We start from the raw sequence: 16,582 nt of genomic DNA, 5'->3' as shown, positions 1-16,582 counted from the left end.
GCGCGTTATGCATGGGGGCGTCCGTGCTCAGGCTCGCTCCATGTGGTATTGCCTCATGCCATCCGCTGACAATTCTCCCCAGATCACACCGCAACCGCCTGTGGCATCCGGGCGCAGGCATAATCATGCCGCCACCGATCGGGGGCAGTCCAACCTGCAATCACAAGGCGAAGGCATGGCTGAGTTTCCCGCCGGTCCCGATGAAGTCACGCCGCGAGGGCAGGGGGCGGCGGGTTTCGGGGCAGGACCGATCCTGTGGCGGGGATGGCTGGTCGGCTTGGTGATCAGCCTTGCCTGCTGGGCACTGCTTGCCTGGGTGCTTGGTTTCGTCTGAGATCAAAGGGTAAGCAGCCCATGCGGACGTGCGAGCGCTCGTCTTCCCCGCTTCCAGTGCTCACGCCCCGCCATTGAGGTGCCATTGAGGCTGTCCGGGGGTTCGTCCCGGACAGGTGGTCGTTGCCGCGGGTATTGCGGTTCAGCGGGCGGCTTTCGCAAAGGCCTCCAGTGCCGCAAGCGCTATGCTCTGCGGGGTGTCCGGGGAGCGGCGGGGCAGCAAGGCCGGCCGCGATTGTGCGATGGTCGTCAGTGCTTCCCGCAAGGTCCGGATTTCGTGTTCCAGTGCCTCGATCCGCCGCGCGGTTTCGTCGAGCACCTGTGACGGGACCCAGCTGCGGACACCGTTGACGGGACGGGCGAAGCAGTCCTCGCCGCCGCATCGTCTGGCTGCGCGTGCCAGAGCCACCAACAGTTCGCCGAGCTGGGTGAAGGCCGCGGCATCGATCGACACCGGCGCTGAACTGGCGGCGCCCGCGGAAGCAGCCATCATGCTCTGGCCGGCCTCAAGGCCGGCAGAGGCCAGGTCGTGCAACGAGGCTGCCGGCGGCGGCGGTAGCAGTGGCGGGGAGGGGGGAGCGGGGGGCTGGTCGGTCATTGTTTGGTGGGTTTTGGAGGTTCTTGCAGTTTGAGCGGTCACGCGATGCCCTCATAAATCCGGCACAGTGAACGGCACGCCAACGGTTCCCTAAGGAAGCGTTCGCTGATTTCGTTTTTCCGGGGGGCGGCATGAGCCGAAATCTATCTCTTTTTCTCGATCTCTTGCGGCTCTTTGCTGCATTGCTGGTCTTTGTCGGCCATGCCGGACAGGTCTACCGCATCGACCTGCCGGTCATCGTCGGGCACAGCGCCAAGGAAGGCGTGGCGATATTCTTCGTGCTTTCCGGTTTTGTCATCAGCCATGTCGTCACGTTCAAGGAGCGTGACTGGCGCAGTTATGTGCGTGCGCGCGCGCTGCGGATGTACTCGGTGATTCCGCTGGCAGTCCTGGTGCTGATCGTCTGTTATGCGCTCGGAACCTATCTGGTGCCGCAAGTCTACGTGGCGGCCGCGCCGGACGGAGCCAAAGCGGCGGGGCTGGGGGGCGTGCCGCCGGGCTGGTTCGAAGTGCTGCGTTATCTCACTTTCACCAACGAACTGTGGTTCGACCATGCGACGATCGTCACCGGCGCACCGTTCTGGTCACTGGCTTACGAGGTCGCCTACTATACGCTCTTCGCCTTCCTGGTGTTTGCCAGGGGGTCTGTGCGCATCGTGCTTGCCATGGCGTGGTGTGCAGTGGTGGGGCCGAGAATCGTGGTTGCCTTGCCGCTCTGGCTACTGGGCGTGTTCATTCATCGGCTGGTCTTGCGGGGGCGGCGATTGCGCCCGGCCATGGGTTGGACGCTCTTTGCGGGACTGCTTCTGGCGAGTGTCGTATGGAGGAAATACCTTGGAATTTCAGCCATTCCCTTGTTCGAATGGCCCGCCGTTGACAGGCTGATTCCCAGCATGGCGTACTACTTTGGTCTGGGGCTGCTGCTGGGAGGAGCGATCGTCGTTTTTGCCTCGGTGGAAACTACCTACAGTTTCTTTCCGGCCTGGTTCGAAAAGCTCGTGCGCTACTTCGCGGGGGCGAGTTTTACCCTGTATATCATGCATCTACCGGTCATGGTTCTGATCGGTGCATTGTGGCCGCAGTGGGTCGCCACCCCCGTTGGAGCGCTGTCGGCCAGCCTTTTGACCATTGCCGCGATGCTTTTTCTTGCTGAATTGGGGGAACGTCGCAAGGCAGACTTCATGAAAATAATTTCAACTATTTTCATGACTTTATCGCGAAAAAGCGTTCGTTCGGCGTGAATGCAATCGTTGACATCGATTAACTGCCATCTTTAGATCGCCGTTCCACGGCGCGCGCATAAAAGCCAATTCCAGAGACGAGGGAACATTTCCCTGTAATTCTGGGGTTTTGAATTATGGCTTTTCCTTATACGAACGCTCTTGGAACTGTACTTAACTACTCCGGAGCCTCGAAGAAGGTCTTTTACGGGACGTCGGCGGCGGACAATCTGCTGGGTACGACCGCAAATGACATCATGCGTGGTTATGGCGGCGGGGACACCTATACCGGCGGTCTGGGCGACGACATCTACTGTATCTCGTCGCTCAAGGACCGTGTGGTCGAACTGGCGGGCGAAGGCGTCGATACGATCCGCAGCAGCGTCTATCACATTCTTGAGGCGAACGTCGAAAACCTCGTTCTCGAGGGCAAGAACGCCTGGTACGGCGGTGGCAACGATCTCGACAACGTCATCGTCGGCAACGAGTACGACCAGCAACTCGACGGCGGCAAGGGTAACGACGTCCTCGTCGGCGGCGATGGTGCAGACACCTTCATCATCAGCGCCGGTAACGGCAGCGACGTTATCCAGGACTTCACCAGCGGTCTCGACCAGATCCGCCTTGGCGGTTACGGCATCACCGCGTTCAGCCAGATCAAGTCGATCGCCAGCCAGGTCGGCGCCGACACCGTGCTCAATTTCGCCAATGGCGAAAAGCTGGTGCTGCGCGGCGTCACCGCCAGCAACCTGACTTCCGGTGACTTCACCTATCAACTCGACACCTCGAAGCTGAAACTGTCGTTCTCCGACGATTTCAATTCGCTCAGCCTCTATAGTCAGGGTGGAACCTGGCGCACCGAATATGGCCATGGCGGTGCGGGCACGATTGCCAGCCACACGCTGACGGGTGAATCGGAGATCTACATGGATCCCGATTGGGCCGGCACCGGCTCCAAGGCGCTGGGCGTCAATCCGTTCTCGATCGACAGCGGGGTGCTGACCATCACTGCTGCGCCGACCAGCGCCGAAGTCCTGCCTTATGTCGACGGGCATACCTACACCTCGGGCCTGCTGACCTCGAAGTTCACGTTCTCGCAGCAGTACGGCTATTTCGAGATCCGTGCCAAGTTGCCTGATGGCGCCGGCATGTGGCCCGCGTTCTGGCTGCTGCCGACCGACAGTTCGTGGCCGCCGGAGCTCGACGTGTTCGAGATGCTCGGCAACGATCCCAATGTCGTCTACCTCACCACCCACGGCACCGACGGTACCAGCAAAACCTCGGTCCAGGACCGCGTGGTCGTCGATACCTCGCAGTTCCACACCTACGGTGTCGACTGGAGTTCCGACCGCGTCATCTATTACATCGATGGCGTCGCGGTTGCCGAACAGCCGACCCCTGCGGCGATGAACAAGGAAATGTACCTGCTGATGAACCTCGCGGTCGGTGGCAGCGGCAGCTGGGGCGGAGGCCCCGATGCGCAGACCGGCACGGGCGAGATGCAGATCGACTACGTGAAGGCCTATCGCACCGTCGATACCGTTTCGACGACGATCAACGGCCAGCACACGACGTATGACGGCAGCGACTTCGTGAAGGCCGCGTCGGCGACCGCGTCGGCCACGCCGCCGGCACAGACTGCCGCTCCCCAGGTCTTCACCGGCACGAGCGGCAACGACGTCTATCAGGTCGGCAATGCGCAGGACAAGATCAACGAAAGTGCCGGCGGCGGCAGCGATTCCGTGGTCGCTTCGGTCAGCTACGTCCTGCCCGCCAATGTCGAGACCCTCACCCTGGCAGGCGATGCCTCGCTCAACGGCACCGGCAACGAACTGGCCAACCGCCTGTTCGGGAATTCGGGCGCGAACGTGCTGACCGGGCTTGCCGGCAATGACTATATTGACGGGCAGGGCGGCAATGACACCCTGATCGGCGGCACCGGAGACGATACTTATGTCGTCAACGACGTGATGACCCGGGTGATCGAAAATCCCGGCGAGGGCACCGACACGATCCAGACGTCGATCTCCTATGTCCTGCCCAATGCGGTCGAGAACCTGCGCCTCACCGGTACGGCGGACATTACCGCGACCGGCAATGCCGATGCCAACCGGATGATCGGCAACAGCGGCTCCAATGTGCTCAGCGGCCTTGGCGGCAACGACTACCTCGACGGGCAGGGCGGTAGCGACACCCTGATCGGCGGCAAGGGCGACGATGTCATGGTGGTCGACAACACGACGACCACCGTTGTCGAGCAGGCGGGCGAGGGGACCGACACCGTCCAGGCCTCGATCACCTACAAGCTGCCGGCCAATGTCGAGATCCTGCGACTGACCGGGACGGCCGACATCAACGGTGCGGGCAATGAGCTTGCCAACAAGCTCTTCGGCAACAGCGGGGCCAACCATCTGGCGGGCGGCGCCGGCAACGACATCATCGACGGCGGCGCCGGTGACGACATGATCGCCGGGGGGGCGGGCAACGATACGCTGACGGGTGGTGTCGGGGCCGACCAGTTTGTTTTCACGGGCGGTTTCGGCATCGACACCGTCACCGACTTCACGGCGGGGCAGGACAAGCTGGTCCTTGTCAGCACGCCGACCAGTTCGGTCACCATCACTACCCAGGGCGCCAACACCATCGTCACCGTCGGCACCGACAAGATCACGCTCACTGGCTGCGCGCACATCGACATGAGTGACATCACGTTCGTGAACGACAGCGGATACCTAGCATCGATGGGCCTGGTGGCCTGATCTGCCGGGGCAGGCAGCCCTTGCCCTGATCGCATCCAAAGCGGAGCAATCCCCCGTCCCCTGCGGTCGACGCTGCATAGCGGGAAAGTTATCGAAGCCGTGGCGCCATCGGGTGCCGCGGCTTCGAAAGCATGTATCGATGCATTCCACCGGTAATGTTTGCGCCTTGCAGGCGGTATTGGACAAGGCGGCCCCTGATGGTCCGCTGCCGATCCTGGCGCCGGCCATGCGTGTTACCGCAAGGGAAGGTAGCGCGTACCGCCACGGCCAAGCGCCGCTGGCACGGCATCTGCACGCCATCGCGATCAAGAGGGGCAAGCCATGACGGGTGGGGTAATGGATGTCCGGCGCCGAACAATCGCCACGGCCCGGCGATCCGAAGGAAGGTACCGCCCGCAAGGCGCTCGCCGCAGCGCGCTGGCCGTCTGGTTGGCGCGGCGCGATGTTCAGGACGGGGGGCTGGCCGGGCTGATCGTCATGGCGCGTATCCCTGCCAACTTCGGCATGCCCGGGGCGCTGGCCTTTCTGCTGCTTGCCGCGTTTTACGCTGTCCTGCGGCCCGAGCAGGTGCGCGCGGTCTTTACGCGGTGCTGGATGTTCCTGGTCATTCCGCTTTTCGCGCTGGCGTCGGTCGGCTGGTCGGTCTTCCCGATGGTGACGCTGCGCGCTGCGGTACAGATGGCTCTGACGATCATGGCGGGATTGCTGTTGTCACAGTCCAGCAGGCCGCGCGCCGTGGTGGCCGGGTTGTTCGTGGCTTATGCCGTCTACACCCTGCTGACCCTGGCGCTGGTGCCGTTGCGCCCGATCGAAAATGGCCAGAGCCTTGCGCTCTACGGCCTCGGGGGAGAGGTGAAGAACTATTTTTCCGACACGGCGAGCACCGCCAGCCTGCTCGCCTTGACGATGGCGGCGCTGTTTGCCGAACAGCGCGCGCCGCTGCGCATGATGCTGGCCCTCGGGGTGACCGGATTGTGCGTCTGGACGACCGTGCGCGCCAATTCGGCCGGGGGCCTGGCGGCGCTGGCGGCGTCCGGTGCGCTGCTGGTTGTCCTGCTGCTGCTGCGGGAGCGTTCGCGCGGGGTGAAACTGGCGTTCGTCTGCATGATCGTGCTGTGGCTTGTCGGGATCTTGTGCTTTTTCGACACCATCCTCGCGCTCGTTCAGCAGATGTCCGAAAAGGATAGCGGGCTCACCGGGCGGGGGTACCTGTGGTTCCGGGCCCACTTCATCATCGCCGAGCGGCCCTGGCTGGGATATGGCTATGCGGCCTTCTGGCATGCCGACAATCCCGATGCCGTGGGCCTGTGGCACCATTTCGAGTTGCGGCAGGAATCGACGGGTTTCTCGTTTCACAACACGTTCCTGCAGACCATGGTCGAGACCGGGCTGGTGGGATTGGCGGCGCTGCTGGCTGCCTGGCTGGCAGGGTGCTTGACGCTGTTGCGCCGCTTTGTGTTGACGGCTTCGCTGCCGACCTGTTTCTGGCTCGCCTACATGGCGCTGCAACTGACCAAGACCCCGGTGGAATTGATCCGTCCCACCGGATTGGTGGCGCCGACGATCCTGATGGGCATCGCGCTTGGTTTTGGATGTTTCCCGGTCGGGCGTGATCAGGCGATCGCGTTGCGCTTCCGGCGCGGACCGCAGTCGTCAGCGTCCGGCTAGAGCGTTCTCCAATCAGGTGGAATCACCTGATGGCTCGGAAAACGCGCAATACCGAAATCTTGGAGTAGTTGATCCGATGCGATCGGATCAACTACTCCAGCGGCCAGACGGTGATGCGCCGGATCGCATAGCGGCCGGGAAAGGGCGTTGAGGCATCGGGCTGCCCGGGCCAGCTGCCACCCACCGCGAGATTGGCGATCAGATAGGCGCTTTCCTGAGTGAGCGGGGCGGGGGTGGCCGTGCTGGCAACGGCTTCCCGGTCGACGAACCAGGTGATCGTGCGCGGTGTCCACAAGACGCCGTAGCGGTGGAAGTCCCGGCTCGCATCAAAGGCCAGCGCGATGCGCCGTGTCGTGCGCTGCTTGCCGGCGATCGCGGTGCAGTGGATCTCGTGCGGATTGCCGAGTCCTTCGAACACGTCGATCTCACCCGCATCGGGCCATGTGCCCTTGACCGGCAGAAGCCAGAACGCGGGCCACATGCCTTTGCCTGCGGGCAGCCGTGCCTCGATCTCGAAATAGCCGAACTGCTGCGCAAAGCTGAACCGGGTGGTGATCGCACCGCCATAATAGGGTTTGCCCCAGACGCGCGGGCGCAGCCTCTCCGGCGTCGGCTGGCCGAGAATGGTCAGTTCGCCGCGCCGGAAGACAAAGGGATCGAGGCCAAGCGGCACGGCACCTGCCACCCCGCCGTTCACGCCGGTAAACGCGGCGTCGGAGGCGAAGCTGCTGGCCGACATCTCGCGGTTGCTGATCGCAAGGCCGCCGCCATGGCCGTAGACGGTCCGCCAGCGATGGGGCCGGGCCGGTCGTGCCTGGTCGGTGCCGTGGTCGAACTGCTCGAACCGTTCGTCGAACGCCGGGGCGGCCAGGGGAGGCAGGTGCGGCAGCGGAGCGGTTGCCGGAGGGGGAGCCGCTGTTGGCGCGGCGCTCGTCAGCAGCAAGGCGCCGCCAAGTCCGGCGGCGCGCCGAAGCCAGCGGTTTCCCGGCGGTATTGCAGGCGCGCGCGTCCATTCGTTGCAATGCGGCATCGCGGACGGGTCTTTGACGTTGGGCATGATGGTAAGACTGGCTGAAAGCGCCGTGGATGTCCGCAGTGCGGCCGATTAACCGTATCCACAATGGAGCCTTCATCCATTCGCCGGGCCTGCTGCCTGCGTTAGCCTTGCGATGTCGTTGCCGGGGTTGGCTGGTCCTTCTCCCGATCCCGACCGGCGCTGCGCGGCCGGTTATCCTCTCGGAGCATGATGGCCCTTGTCCGGATCCACGAACCCGCCGGAAGTTTCTATCCTGATCGTTGCACGCAACACGGCACCGTTCATCGGTTCCGCGCTGGCTTCGGCGCGGGCGCAGAGCGTGGCAGATATCGAAGTGCTCGTCGTGGACGATGGCTCGACCGATGGCACCACGGACATCGTGCGATGGCACGCCGCCCAGGACGATCGCGTGCGGCTGATCGGCGGCCCGTGCAACGGGCTCAGCGCCGTGCGCAATCTCAGTCTGGACGCCTGCCGGGGCCGGTTCGCGGCCATTCTCGATAGCGACGACATCCTCCATCCACGTCATGTCGAACGACTGCTCGCCGCGCAGCGGGCCCATGGCGATGAAATCTGCGCCGCCAACATGGTGGAGTTCCAGAGCGATGACAAAGGCCTGCGCGCGGGCCTTTTTGCGGATGGCAAGGCGTGGCGTGCGGAGCGGCGCATCGGACTGGACGAATTCCTGGCGGGCAGCATGTTCGGCAGCCGTGCCGTGTCACCGGGCTATCTCAAGCCTTTGTTCGACATGGCCTTCATGCGCCGCCACGGGCTCCGTTATGACGAACGGCTGCGGATCGGGGAGGATTTCGATCTGGTGCTGCGGGCGATGCTGGCCGGTGCCCGCTACCGCTTCCTCCCGGCGCCGGGCTATTATTACCGGCGCCATGCGGCGTCGACCTCGCACCGGCTGTCGCCGCAGGATCTGGAAGGCCTGCTGGTGGCGCTCGATGCTGTCGATGCCGGGACGGCCGGGGAGGCAGCCCCCTTGCTGGGCGCGCGGCGGGACAATCTGGCCGGTGCACTCGCGCATCTCGAGGTCATCGCTGCGCTCAAGGGGCGGCAATGGCGGCGGGCCTTGCATATCACCGCCGGCAATCCGGTTTCGCGCCGGCTGACGCTGACCAGTCTGCGCGAAGCGGCCGCGAAGCGCATCGGATTGGATTTCTCCCGCCGTGCGTCCAGTCCCTGGCTGCGCGGGGAGGAAGGGCAGGGGGCGCTCCGCCAGATCATGGCGGCGCTCCACGCGCCGATGCACCCGTCGACAGATCTGTCCATTCCGGCGGCATCGCCGTCTCCGCCCCATTCCACCACCCCGCCGCCACGATCCCGGCCAGCCTAGGAGCCCCGCTTGCGACCGCTCGTATTCCTTTTTCCCGATGCGCGCAGCGACGTCGGCGGCAATCTTGCGCAGATGCGTTTCCTGCGGGCCTGCACGGCCGTCACGCGCGTGCACCAGGCCTACTATCGCGCCCGGATCGCCGGGCAGGACAATCTCGGTGACTGGGAGGCGGGGCGCATTCCCACCGACGAGGAACCGATCTTTGTCGTGCACTGGGGCCCCGACGTTGCCGAGCTGGTCGACCGGTTGCAGGACCGGGACGTCGTCTATGTCGCGCATAGCAGCGGCTGGGGGATGAAGCTGCCGCCGCGCGTGCCGATCCTTTGCGTCAGTCGCCACACGCTTGGCTACTGGGGGCGCCATGCACCCAATTCCTACCTTGGCTTGCTGCCCAACATCGTTGCCCATCCCGGCCCGGAACCCCGGGGGGACCGCGATATCGACGTGCTGGTGCAGGCGCGCAAATCATCCCGCTACCTGATGGACGACCTGGTGCCCGCCTTGCAGGGCCGTTGCCGGTTGACCGTGCTGGATGGCTGGGTCGACGATCTTGGTGCCTACTTGCGGCGCAGCAAGGTCTACCTCTACGATTCGGTGGAACACTGGATTGCCGTGGGCGCGACCGAGGGGTTCGGCCTGCCGCCGCTGGAAGCGATGGCGCAGGGCTGCGTGGTGTTTTCCAGCGTCAACGATGCGTTGGCCGACTATCTCGATCCCGGGTTCAATTGCCGTAAGATTCGTGTCCATTCGCCGGATTATGATGTGGCGGCGATCCTGCGCGCGGTTGCCGGGGATGCCCCGCCGGTACCGGGAGCAGAGGCCTTTGCACCCTATTCGCGGGCTGCGGTGGAACGCCGGTTGCAGGTGCTGCTGGCCGATGTCGCGGATTTCTTCGCCGCGACGGCGGGGCAGGGATCGCCGATCGGCGATCTTTGGGCGCATCGCCCGGCATCCGCGTTGCAGCGGATCAGGCGGGCGGCCAAAGTGCTGGCGCTGGGATAACCGCTGGCGGACGTCTCGGGATCAGGTGATCCAGCTGCTGATGTCGCGAAGTTTCCAGCCCTCGCCCTCCCTCCAGAACAGGACGGTGCCGCCAACCCAGCCTGCGCTCCATTCCGCGTATCCCCGTGTCTGTTCGCGGTTCATGACGAGGTTCGGCATTTCCAGTAGGCGGAAGTCGGGGGTCTGGCGCTGAAGCTGGTCCTCCCCTTGCGGACCGTAGATGAGGATCGGCATGGTGGTGGGGCGGGCGCAGGCAAAGTCGGCTGCGCTGCCCTTGAGGAACAGCGGCCAGGCGGCGCCGGTAGCCATCCTCGACCAGCCGCCGATCATCGGGACTGAGCCGCCCCGGACCACGGGTTCGATCAGCGCTCTGGCTTCGACCCCGTTGATCCGCGCAAGGATGGCAAGGCGCAGTTCGGTGATCGAGGGGGTGACACCGCCGCAATGCGCCCAGTCGCTGCCGACGAGGAACGGCGCCATCGGCGCCGGACGGTCCAGCAGGAGGTGGCGCGCCGCAAGATCGGTGACGCCGTCACTGTCGCTGTCGGCGGTGAGACGAGCGATGGGGATGTCGAGGAAGAGGTCCCGTTCGGTGGGCCAGGTCTGCAAGCCGACGGGCGGATAGGTGATCGACCGGGTGTCGATCTCGGCGTGGACCACTTCGATCTTCAGGTCCTGTTCGCCGAGCATCGGCAGCTTTGAGCGGCGCATCACCTCGTAGGGGAAGTGGAACGAGAGCCCGGTATAGCGCGGCACCTGCCAGGTCTTGCCGCCATCGTCGCTGAGGTGGATCCAGTAGCCGCCGGGGCTGATCTCACCGGCGCGGTCGAACATCCCGGACAGGCTGATGGCGACGGCGCGCTTGTCGTTCCGTTCGAAACGGACCGGCGTGAAGCCGCGCGGCAGCTCGCCCCAGTCTTTTGGCCACTGGGCGCTCTTGTCGTTGTCGGCGGGGTCGTTGCCCGTGGTCGCCGGAGCGCTGCGCAGTTGCGGGGGCAGCGGATGGACGGCAAAGTCGGGCGGGCTGGCGCGCAGCGCTGGGCGATCTCGCCACGCCGGATCCGTGCGATCCTCGGTAAATTCCAGACGCGCCTTGGCCAGACCGGCATCGATGCGGGTACGCAGGGCGGGCCAGCCGTCGAGGGCGATTCCATCGATCCTGGCTATCGCAGCGGCGCGTCGGGCTTCGGTCTGCTTGTCGTCAGGCTCGATGGTCCAGGTGACGGAGCGGCGTGCATGCGCGCAGATCTGCTGGAACGGCGGAGCGGCAAAGACCGAACATCGCAGGCGGGCCGTGGCGCCATCGGCGCTCGGGCGCTGCGAACCGGAAAAAGCGGCTTCGGCGTAGATGTAAGGGTCCCGCTCGGGAGTGTCGATCGCGTGGAGCAGCAGTATGCCGTCGATGGCCACCTCATCATGCGGGGCGGTTTTGACGTCGTCCTCGCCCAGTCCTTCGCGTTTCAGGCAAGCCTGCGCAAAGGTCCGGTCTTCGGGGCGGGTGTTGCTCTGGTAGCCACAGGCAACGATGGCACGCCAGATGACGGTTTGCGGGGAGGCGATGACGATAGCGCGGGCTTCCGTCTTCCGCCCGGCGTCGAACAGGGCCGCGGCGATGGAACTTGCCAGATCGCCCTCTGCTAGCGCGGGAAAGGCAACCGGGAGACCGTCTATCTCGGCTTCGAACGCCGGCTGCACTGCGGGCAGGATGGCCTGTCGTTCGCCTGCGGAGAGGCCGTCGAACAGTGCAAGGCCCTCTGAAACGAGCCCGGTATCGAAGGACAGGGCGATGGCTGTTCGGGTCATGCGCAGGCGCAGAGCATCGCGCGACGACGGTGCCGCGCGGGCCAGTGCGGACGGAGATGCCAGCCACTCCGCGATCGGCAGCGCGTGGACTTTGCGCATTTCGTCCGACAGCAGGAGTTCGCTCAGGGTGGCGGCCGCATGGGCGGGATCGGCTGCGGCGAGGCGGGCCTGGTGCACGGGGCACTGGGTGACGCTGGCAATGGCGCGCAAGGCTTCGAGCGGATCGGCGCCGATGTGTTCGAGCTGTTCGAAGTGCGCTGTGCAATGGTCGATCTGCCACATGGCATCGGCGGCGATCTCGATCGACAGCTGTGTGCCCTGTGCGGCTTTGGTGTGGTCCAGCAGCCGGCGGGTCATCGCGGCGGCGGCTTCTTCGTCCGAGCCAAACCCCGATCGCCAGGCATAGTCCTGCATTCTCAGCCAATCGCGCGCGAGATCGAGCATGGCGGGGGCGGCCATGCCGTGTTCTTTCGCAAGACTGGCAGAGACAACGGGAAGAGGATGCGTCTTGAGGCCTGCCAGCAGGGCCGTGGCCCAGTGGTCGAACTCGGGCGGGCGCGAGCGGTAGCCGGGTAGGCTATAGTCAGCCGATTTCTTGCGCAGCGCCTCGTCCGAGAAGTCATGCGGATGGGCGTCGCTGCTGACCATGACTTCTTCGCTCATCTCCTCGACCGAGCTTTGCGGACCGGCGCTGGCCGGTGCGGGCATCGTCAGCAAGATTCCCAGCGCCAGCGCCGGTATGGAAGGTAGCCCCGATCCCATTCGCACTCTGTGTGCTCCCACCCGTTGCCTGTTGCTTATCTTTTCAGATCAGCACTTTGGTGAGTGTGGTGGCGGCTCTCTCGGGGGACGGCAAGCGGAATTTTGCTGGGTGGTGCCGGGCCACCGCTCTTACGCCGCCGAGCGCGCTTTTCGCGCCTTTGCCAACCTGCGCAACTGGACAAAGACCGTGCGATCCTGCGCCGCGAAGGCGCCGAGGTAGATCATTGCGGCAATCGGCAGCCAGAGCGCGAGGATCGCCGGTTCGCTCATCCGGCTTTCGCAGTATTGCACGCCGGGCAGGACGATCGCAGCCATCAGGCACGAACTCGACAAGGCAGGCCGCAGGCTGGAGATGACCTCGTGCAGGGTGATGCCGGTGTGCTTGCGCAGCAGATGGAAGCCGTAAGGCAGGATCAGGTAGCCTCTTGCCACGCCGGTCATCAGCATGGCCTGCCAGCCCCAGCGGGCGGCGAGGGCCGCAGCGGCGATGCCGGCGACGATCTGCAAGGTCGTCCACGAGAGGACCTGGCGGGATTCGCCGGTAGCGGCCAAGGCGCTAATGATAAGGTTGTTCATCTGCGAAGCAACGACCGCGCAGGCGAAAATGCGGATGGCGTCGGCCACCGGCTCCCACCCGGGGCCAAAGACCAGCGCGACGATTTCATCGGCGATGGTAACGCAGCCGAGGAAAGCGGGGAACATCAGGAACGAGGAGAGGCGGCTGAGCTGAAGGTAGCTTTCGCGCAGTGCTGCCCCTCCGTGCCCAACCCTGCCATGCTCAACCCCGCCGTGCTCGGCCTCTCCGTGGACCGCACGGGCGAGCACCGGCATCGAGACCTGCTGGAACGGCGTGTAGGTGACTTGGTTCAGCACTTCCATCACGCGCGAACCGGCACGAATGAAGGCAACCGCCACCGGGCCTATCAGCGCGCCGCTGATCAGTTCCGCGCAGCGGATGTTGAGCTGGTTCAGTGTGCGGGACAGGCCGAGATAGCCGCCGAAGCGGATCATCTCGGCGCAAGTCTGCCGCCGGAACCGCATGCGAGGCCACCATGGGTAGCAGGCCCATACCGCCAGGACCAGCGCGCCCGCAAAGGCGATGCGCTGGGCGACGAGGGCCCAGACCCCGAAGCCGAGCAGCGCCATGGGCAGCCCGACCGCCGCTCCCGCCAGTGCCGCCACGAGGTTGCGGATGGCCACGGAGCGGAACCGGAGGTCCCGCGTCAGCCGCGCGGTGTGGATCGCACCCAGCGGCGTGATCGTGAAGATCGATGCGAGCGCCATGATCACCGGGGTCAGGCCGGGCTGGCCAAAAAGCAGCGAAACGAGCGGGGCCATGGCGATCGTCAGCAGGGTGAACAGCATGCCGCAGGCAAGATTGGCCCAGAATGCGGTGTCAGCGTCGCTCTCGTCGAGCGCGCGCCGCTGGACCACGGCTTCGTTGATGCCGGCGCCGCTGATCACCAGCAACAGGTCGATCACCAGCGCGGCCATGGCGACGAGCCCGAAGGTTGCCGCACCGAGCAGCCGGGCGAGGATCGCGAACGTGACAAAGGCCAGGGCCTGGGTGCCGATGCTCGACACCGTGGACCAGACAAGTGGCGAGAGGATGCCCGGGCGTTGGTGGGTCATGCCGCCGAGGCATCCGATGCGTTGCGGAGCCGGCCTTGTACCGGCCAACCCACAGCCGGCCGGTCGGCGTTCGCCCGAAGCTCAATCGACATAATAGCCTTTGAACTTCTTGTGATAGCCAAAGGCGTCGCCGAGGCCGGCGCTGGCATATTGGCGGGCATCGAGGAAGCTGAGGGCAATGCCGGCAATCGTGCTGCCGCTCTGGCGCAGCAGCTCCAGCGTCGTTTCCACCGCGCGCAGCGGCGTGCGGCGCCACCGGGCGACCACCAGCGTGGTATCGGAAAGCCGGGTGACGATGCGGGTCTCGGCCAGCCCGAGCATCGGCGCGGAATCGAAGATCACGATATCGAACCGCGCCTTCAGCGCCTCGATCAGCCGCATCATGCTCTCGCGGGAGATGCCTTCGCCGCCCCCCATCTCGCCCCGCGTGGTCAGCACCATAAGGCCGCTTGCCGTATCGCGGGTCAGCGCCTCGTCGATTGGCAGGGTGCCGTCCAGCACGCGCAGAAGGGCCTCGCCTTCACGCCCGGGGACCAGCGCGTCCGAGGTGGAGTGATGGCGCAGGTCGGCATCGACCAGAACGACGGTGCGATGCGACAGCGCCAGCGTGCGCGCCAGGCACATGGCAGTGGTCGACTTGCCTTCGCGGGGCAGCGGGGACGTGATCGTCACCACACGCTTGCCGTCCGCTCCCAGCAGATCGAGGCCCGAGGCAAGGTGGCGCAGGCTTTCGGTGAACATCGAGAAGGGGCGGGCCACGACATAGTCCTGCGGCGCGATGCTGCCGCGTTTGACCCGCGCGGCCGAGTGCAGGGTAGGGATGGCACCGATGTAGCTGGCACCCAGCGCCTGCTCGATGTCCCTGCGGGTGGACACCCGGCTCTCGGCGTACTCGGCAATGCCGGTGGCGGCGAGGCCCGCCGCCAGGGCGACAAACAGGCCGGCAAGGGCGCCAAGCTTGCGGTTTGGCGAGATCGGGCCGCCGGGCACCTGGGCGGCCGAAGCTATGCTGGCTTCGGCATCGGCAAGCGAGCCGGCCTGGGCGGCTTCCTTGGCGCGGGTGAGGAAGGCGTTATAGATGGCGCGGCTGGCCTCGGCACGGCGTTCGAGTTCGAGGCGGCCGACCTGGGCCGCGCTGTTCTGGGCCAGCGAACCGCGGGCGCCGCCACGGCTGGCCAGGAGCGAGTCGAGTCGGGACTGGGCGATCTGCACATCCGCGCGCAGGCCCGAGACGATGCGCGAGAGTTCCGCCTGCAACTGGGCATGGATGTCGTCAAGCTCGTTGCGCGCCTCGATCACGTCGGGGTGGCGGTTGCCGTAACGGGCGTCAAGCTGGGCAAGGCGGGCGCTGGCCTGCGCTTCCTGCTGGCGAAGCTGGCGCACGGTGTCCGATGCCAGCGCGGCGCCGATGTCGGCTCCGCCGCCGCCGCGCGCGAGTTGTGACTGGGCGGCGGCGAGCCGCCCGCGCTGTTCGGCCAGCGCGGCCTGGGCTTCGGCGATCTGGCGGTTGAGTTCGGACACTTCCTGTTCCGCCATCGTGGCGCCTTCCGCGCTCATCAGGTTGTGGCGAACCATGTAGTCCTGCAGGGTGCCATCGTCGGCCACGGCCTGGCGGCGCAGGGTCTCCGCGCCGGCTTGCGCGTCCTCGGCCGATTGGCGGCTGCGCGACTGCCTGTGCTGCGCGCTCAGCGCGATGTAGGTCTGGGCGATGCCGTTGGCGAGTTCGGCGGAAAGTTCCGGATTGCCCGTGCGCGCCGTGACATCGACCAGGTAGGTCACGCCGATCCGGCGAACCTTGGTGAGGGCCAGCACCCGCAGCATGGCGCGCTCTTCGGCAAGGGTCGCCGCGCCTTGGGTGCCGCCACCGACCGGTCCGTCTGCCGCGCCCGGCTTTTCGGGAAGACCGAAGCCCTTGCGCCGGTCAAGGTGAAGGCGGCGCACGACGGCAATCGTCAGCGCCGGGGAGCGCATCATCATGACGGCGGTGTCGATCAGGTTGTCGTCCGCCGGGGCGAGGGCACCGTGATCGTTGACCTTTACTGGTTGCCCTTCGCGCGGTTCGAACTGGAGGGTCGCAGTGGCCGAATAGACTTTCGGGGTGATCCACAGCACGCCGCCGGCCAGCAGCACGACTGCCAGGAACGTGCCGAGAAACAGCCAGCGATGACGCAAGATGATCTCGCGAATAAAAGCGGGGTCGGGAAGTATCTTCCTGGGTCTGTTTTCCATCAATTCATCGTATGGAAGATTGTGAATAATACTGTTCAAGATGTTCCTCCAAAACAGATGAAGTTCGAATTGATGCCTTTGAGGGATGGGAATTAAATAATTCCGAAGTTCAATTCGATCTGATGACATCCGTACAATGCCTGTCTGAGATTTGACGGGGAACAGGATTTTCATCGGATTGAGAGTAGATTTCGGGAT

11 protein-coding genes are annotated in these 16,582 nt (G+C 65.1%); 6 read left to right on the top strand and 5 right to left on the bottom strand.

Annotation, left to right across the window (positions count from 1 at the left end):
• Positions 1-175: 175 nt before the first annotated feature.
• Positions 176-334, top strand: coding sequence for a hypothetical protein (locus CA833_RS02205; RefSeq protein WP_185928692.1), 159 nt, complete (start codon positions 176-178; stop codon positions 332-334).
• Between the two features lie 141 nt (positions 335-475).
• On the opposite strand, the gene CA833_RS02200 is transcribed toward CA833_RS02205, so the two are convergent.
• On the bottom strand, positions 476-826 hold the full coding sequence (locus CA833_RS02200) for a hypothetical protein (RefSeq protein ID WP_207079087.1): 351 nt from the start codon (positions 824-826) through the stop codon (positions 476-478).
• A gap of 236 nt (positions 827-1,062) precedes the next feature.
• Here CA833_RS02200 and CA833_RS02195 point away from each other — a divergent pair, with 236 nt between their 5' ends.
• The 3 genes from CA833_RS02195 to CA833_RS02185 all read left to right on the top strand — a co-directional run bounded on the left by CA833_RS02195 (position 1,063) and on the right by CA833_RS02185 (position 6,578).
• Positions 1,063-2,172 carry an acyltransferase gene (locus CA833_RS02195; RefSeq protein ID WP_207079086.1) on the top strand — a complete coding sequence of 370 codons (1,110 nt, stop codon included), beginning with the start codon at positions 1,063-1,065 and terminating at the stop codon, positions 2,170-2,172.
• A 116-nt stretch (positions 2,173-2,288) separates the two neighbouring features.
• Positions 2,289-4,910, top strand: a complete 2,622-nt coding sequence (locus CA833_RS02190) for a family 16 glycosylhydrolase (RefSeq protein ID WP_207079085.1) — start codon at positions 2,289-2,291, stop codon at positions 4,908-4,910.
• A gap of 321 nt (positions 4,911-5,231) precedes the next feature.
• Positions 5,232-6,578, top strand: a complete 1,347-nt coding sequence (locus CA833_RS02185; RefSeq protein WP_207079084.1) for an O-antigen ligase — start codon at positions 5,232-5,234, stop codon at positions 6,576-6,578.
• Positions 6,579-6,669: 91 nt separating this feature from the next.
• On the opposite strand, the gene CA833_RS02180 is transcribed toward CA833_RS02185, so the two are convergent.
• The gene (locus tag CA833_RS02180; protein WP_207079083.1) at positions 6,670-7,635 is read right to left on the bottom strand and encodes a family 16 glycosylhydrolase; all 966 of its coding nucleotides are present in this window, start codon (positions 7,633-7,635) and stop codon (positions 6,670-6,672) included.
• A gap of 196 nt (positions 7,636-7,831) precedes the next feature.
• On the opposite strand from CA833_RS02180, the gene CA833_RS02175 reads away from it, so the two are divergent.
• Positions 7,832-8,956 (top strand): glycosyltransferase, encoded by a 1,125-nt coding sequence (locus tag CA833_RS02175; RefSeq protein WP_207079082.1) that lies wholly within the window; start codon positions 7,832-7,834, stop codon positions 8,954-8,956.
• Positions 8,957-8,965: 9 nt separating this feature from the next.
• Entirely contained in the window at positions 8,966-9,958 is a 993-nt protein-coding gene (locus tag CA833_RS02170; RefSeq protein ID WP_207079081.1) for a glycosyltransferase, read from the top strand.
• A 21-nt stretch (positions 9,959-9,979) separates the two neighbouring features.
• On the opposite strand, the gene CA833_RS02165 is transcribed toward CA833_RS02170, so the two are convergent.
• The 3 genes from CA833_RS02165 to CA833_RS02155 all read right to left on the bottom strand — a co-directional run bounded on the left by CA833_RS02165 (position 9,980) and on the right by CA833_RS02155 (position 16,384).
• Positions 9,980-12,478: a hypothetical protein gene (locus CA833_RS02165; protein WP_207079080.1), complete on the bottom strand. Its 2,499-nt coding sequence runs from the start codon at positions 12,476-12,478 to the stop codon at positions 9,980-9,982.
• 174 nt (positions 12,479-12,652) lie between these two features.
• Entirely contained in the window at positions 12,653-14,155 is a 1,503-nt protein-coding gene (locus CA833_RS02160; RefSeq protein WP_207079079.1) for a lipopolysaccharide biosynthesis protein, read from the bottom strand.
• Between the two features lie 81 nt (positions 14,156-14,236).
• On the bottom strand, positions 14,237-16,384 hold the full coding sequence (locus CA833_RS02155; RefSeq protein WP_207079078.1) for a polysaccharide biosynthesis tyrosine autokinase: 2,148 nt from the start codon (positions 16,382-16,384) through the stop codon (positions 14,237-14,239).
• Positions 16,385-16,582 lie beyond the last annotated feature (198 nt).

Origin of the sequence: Novosphingobium sp. KA1 (genome assembly GCF_017309955.1) — a bacterium.
Taxonomy (GTDB): Bacteria; Pseudomonadota; Alphaproteobacteria; order Sphingomonadales; family Sphingomonadaceae; genus Novosphingobium.
This window is presented reverse-complemented; position numbering and strand designations above follow the sequence as displayed.

Coding starts and splice junctions, on each gene's coding strand:
- CA833_RS02195 (WP_207079086.1), top strand. CDS start 1,063: ATGAGCCGAAATCTATCTCTTTTTCTCGATCTCTTGCGGCTCTTTGCT.
- CA833_RS02185 (WP_207079084.1), top strand. CDS start 5,232: ATGACGGGTGGGGTAATGGATGTCCGGCGCCGAACAATCGCCACGGCC.
- CA833_RS02190 (WP_207079085.1), top strand. CDS start 2,289: ATGGCTTTTCCTTATACGAACGCTCTTGGAACTGTACTTAACTACTCC.
- CA833_RS02200 (WP_207079087.1), bottom strand. CDS start 826: ATGATGGCTGCTTCCGCGGGCGCCGCCAGTTCAGCGCCGGTGTCGATC.
- CA833_RS02205 (WP_185928692.1), top strand. CDS start 176: ATGGCTGAGTTTCCCGCCGGTCCCGATGAAGTCACGCCGCGAGGGCAG.
- CA833_RS02160 (WP_207079079.1), bottom strand. CDS start 14,155: ATGACCCACCAACGCCCGGGCATCCTCTCGCCACTTGTCTGGTCCACG.
- CA833_RS02180 (WP_207079083.1), bottom strand. CDS start 7,635: ATGCCCAACGTCAAAGACCCGTCCGCGATGCCGCATTGCAACGAATGG.
- CA833_RS02155 (WP_207079078.1), bottom strand. CDS start 16,384: ATGGAAAACAGACCCAGGAAGATACTTCCCGACCCCGCTTTTATTCGC.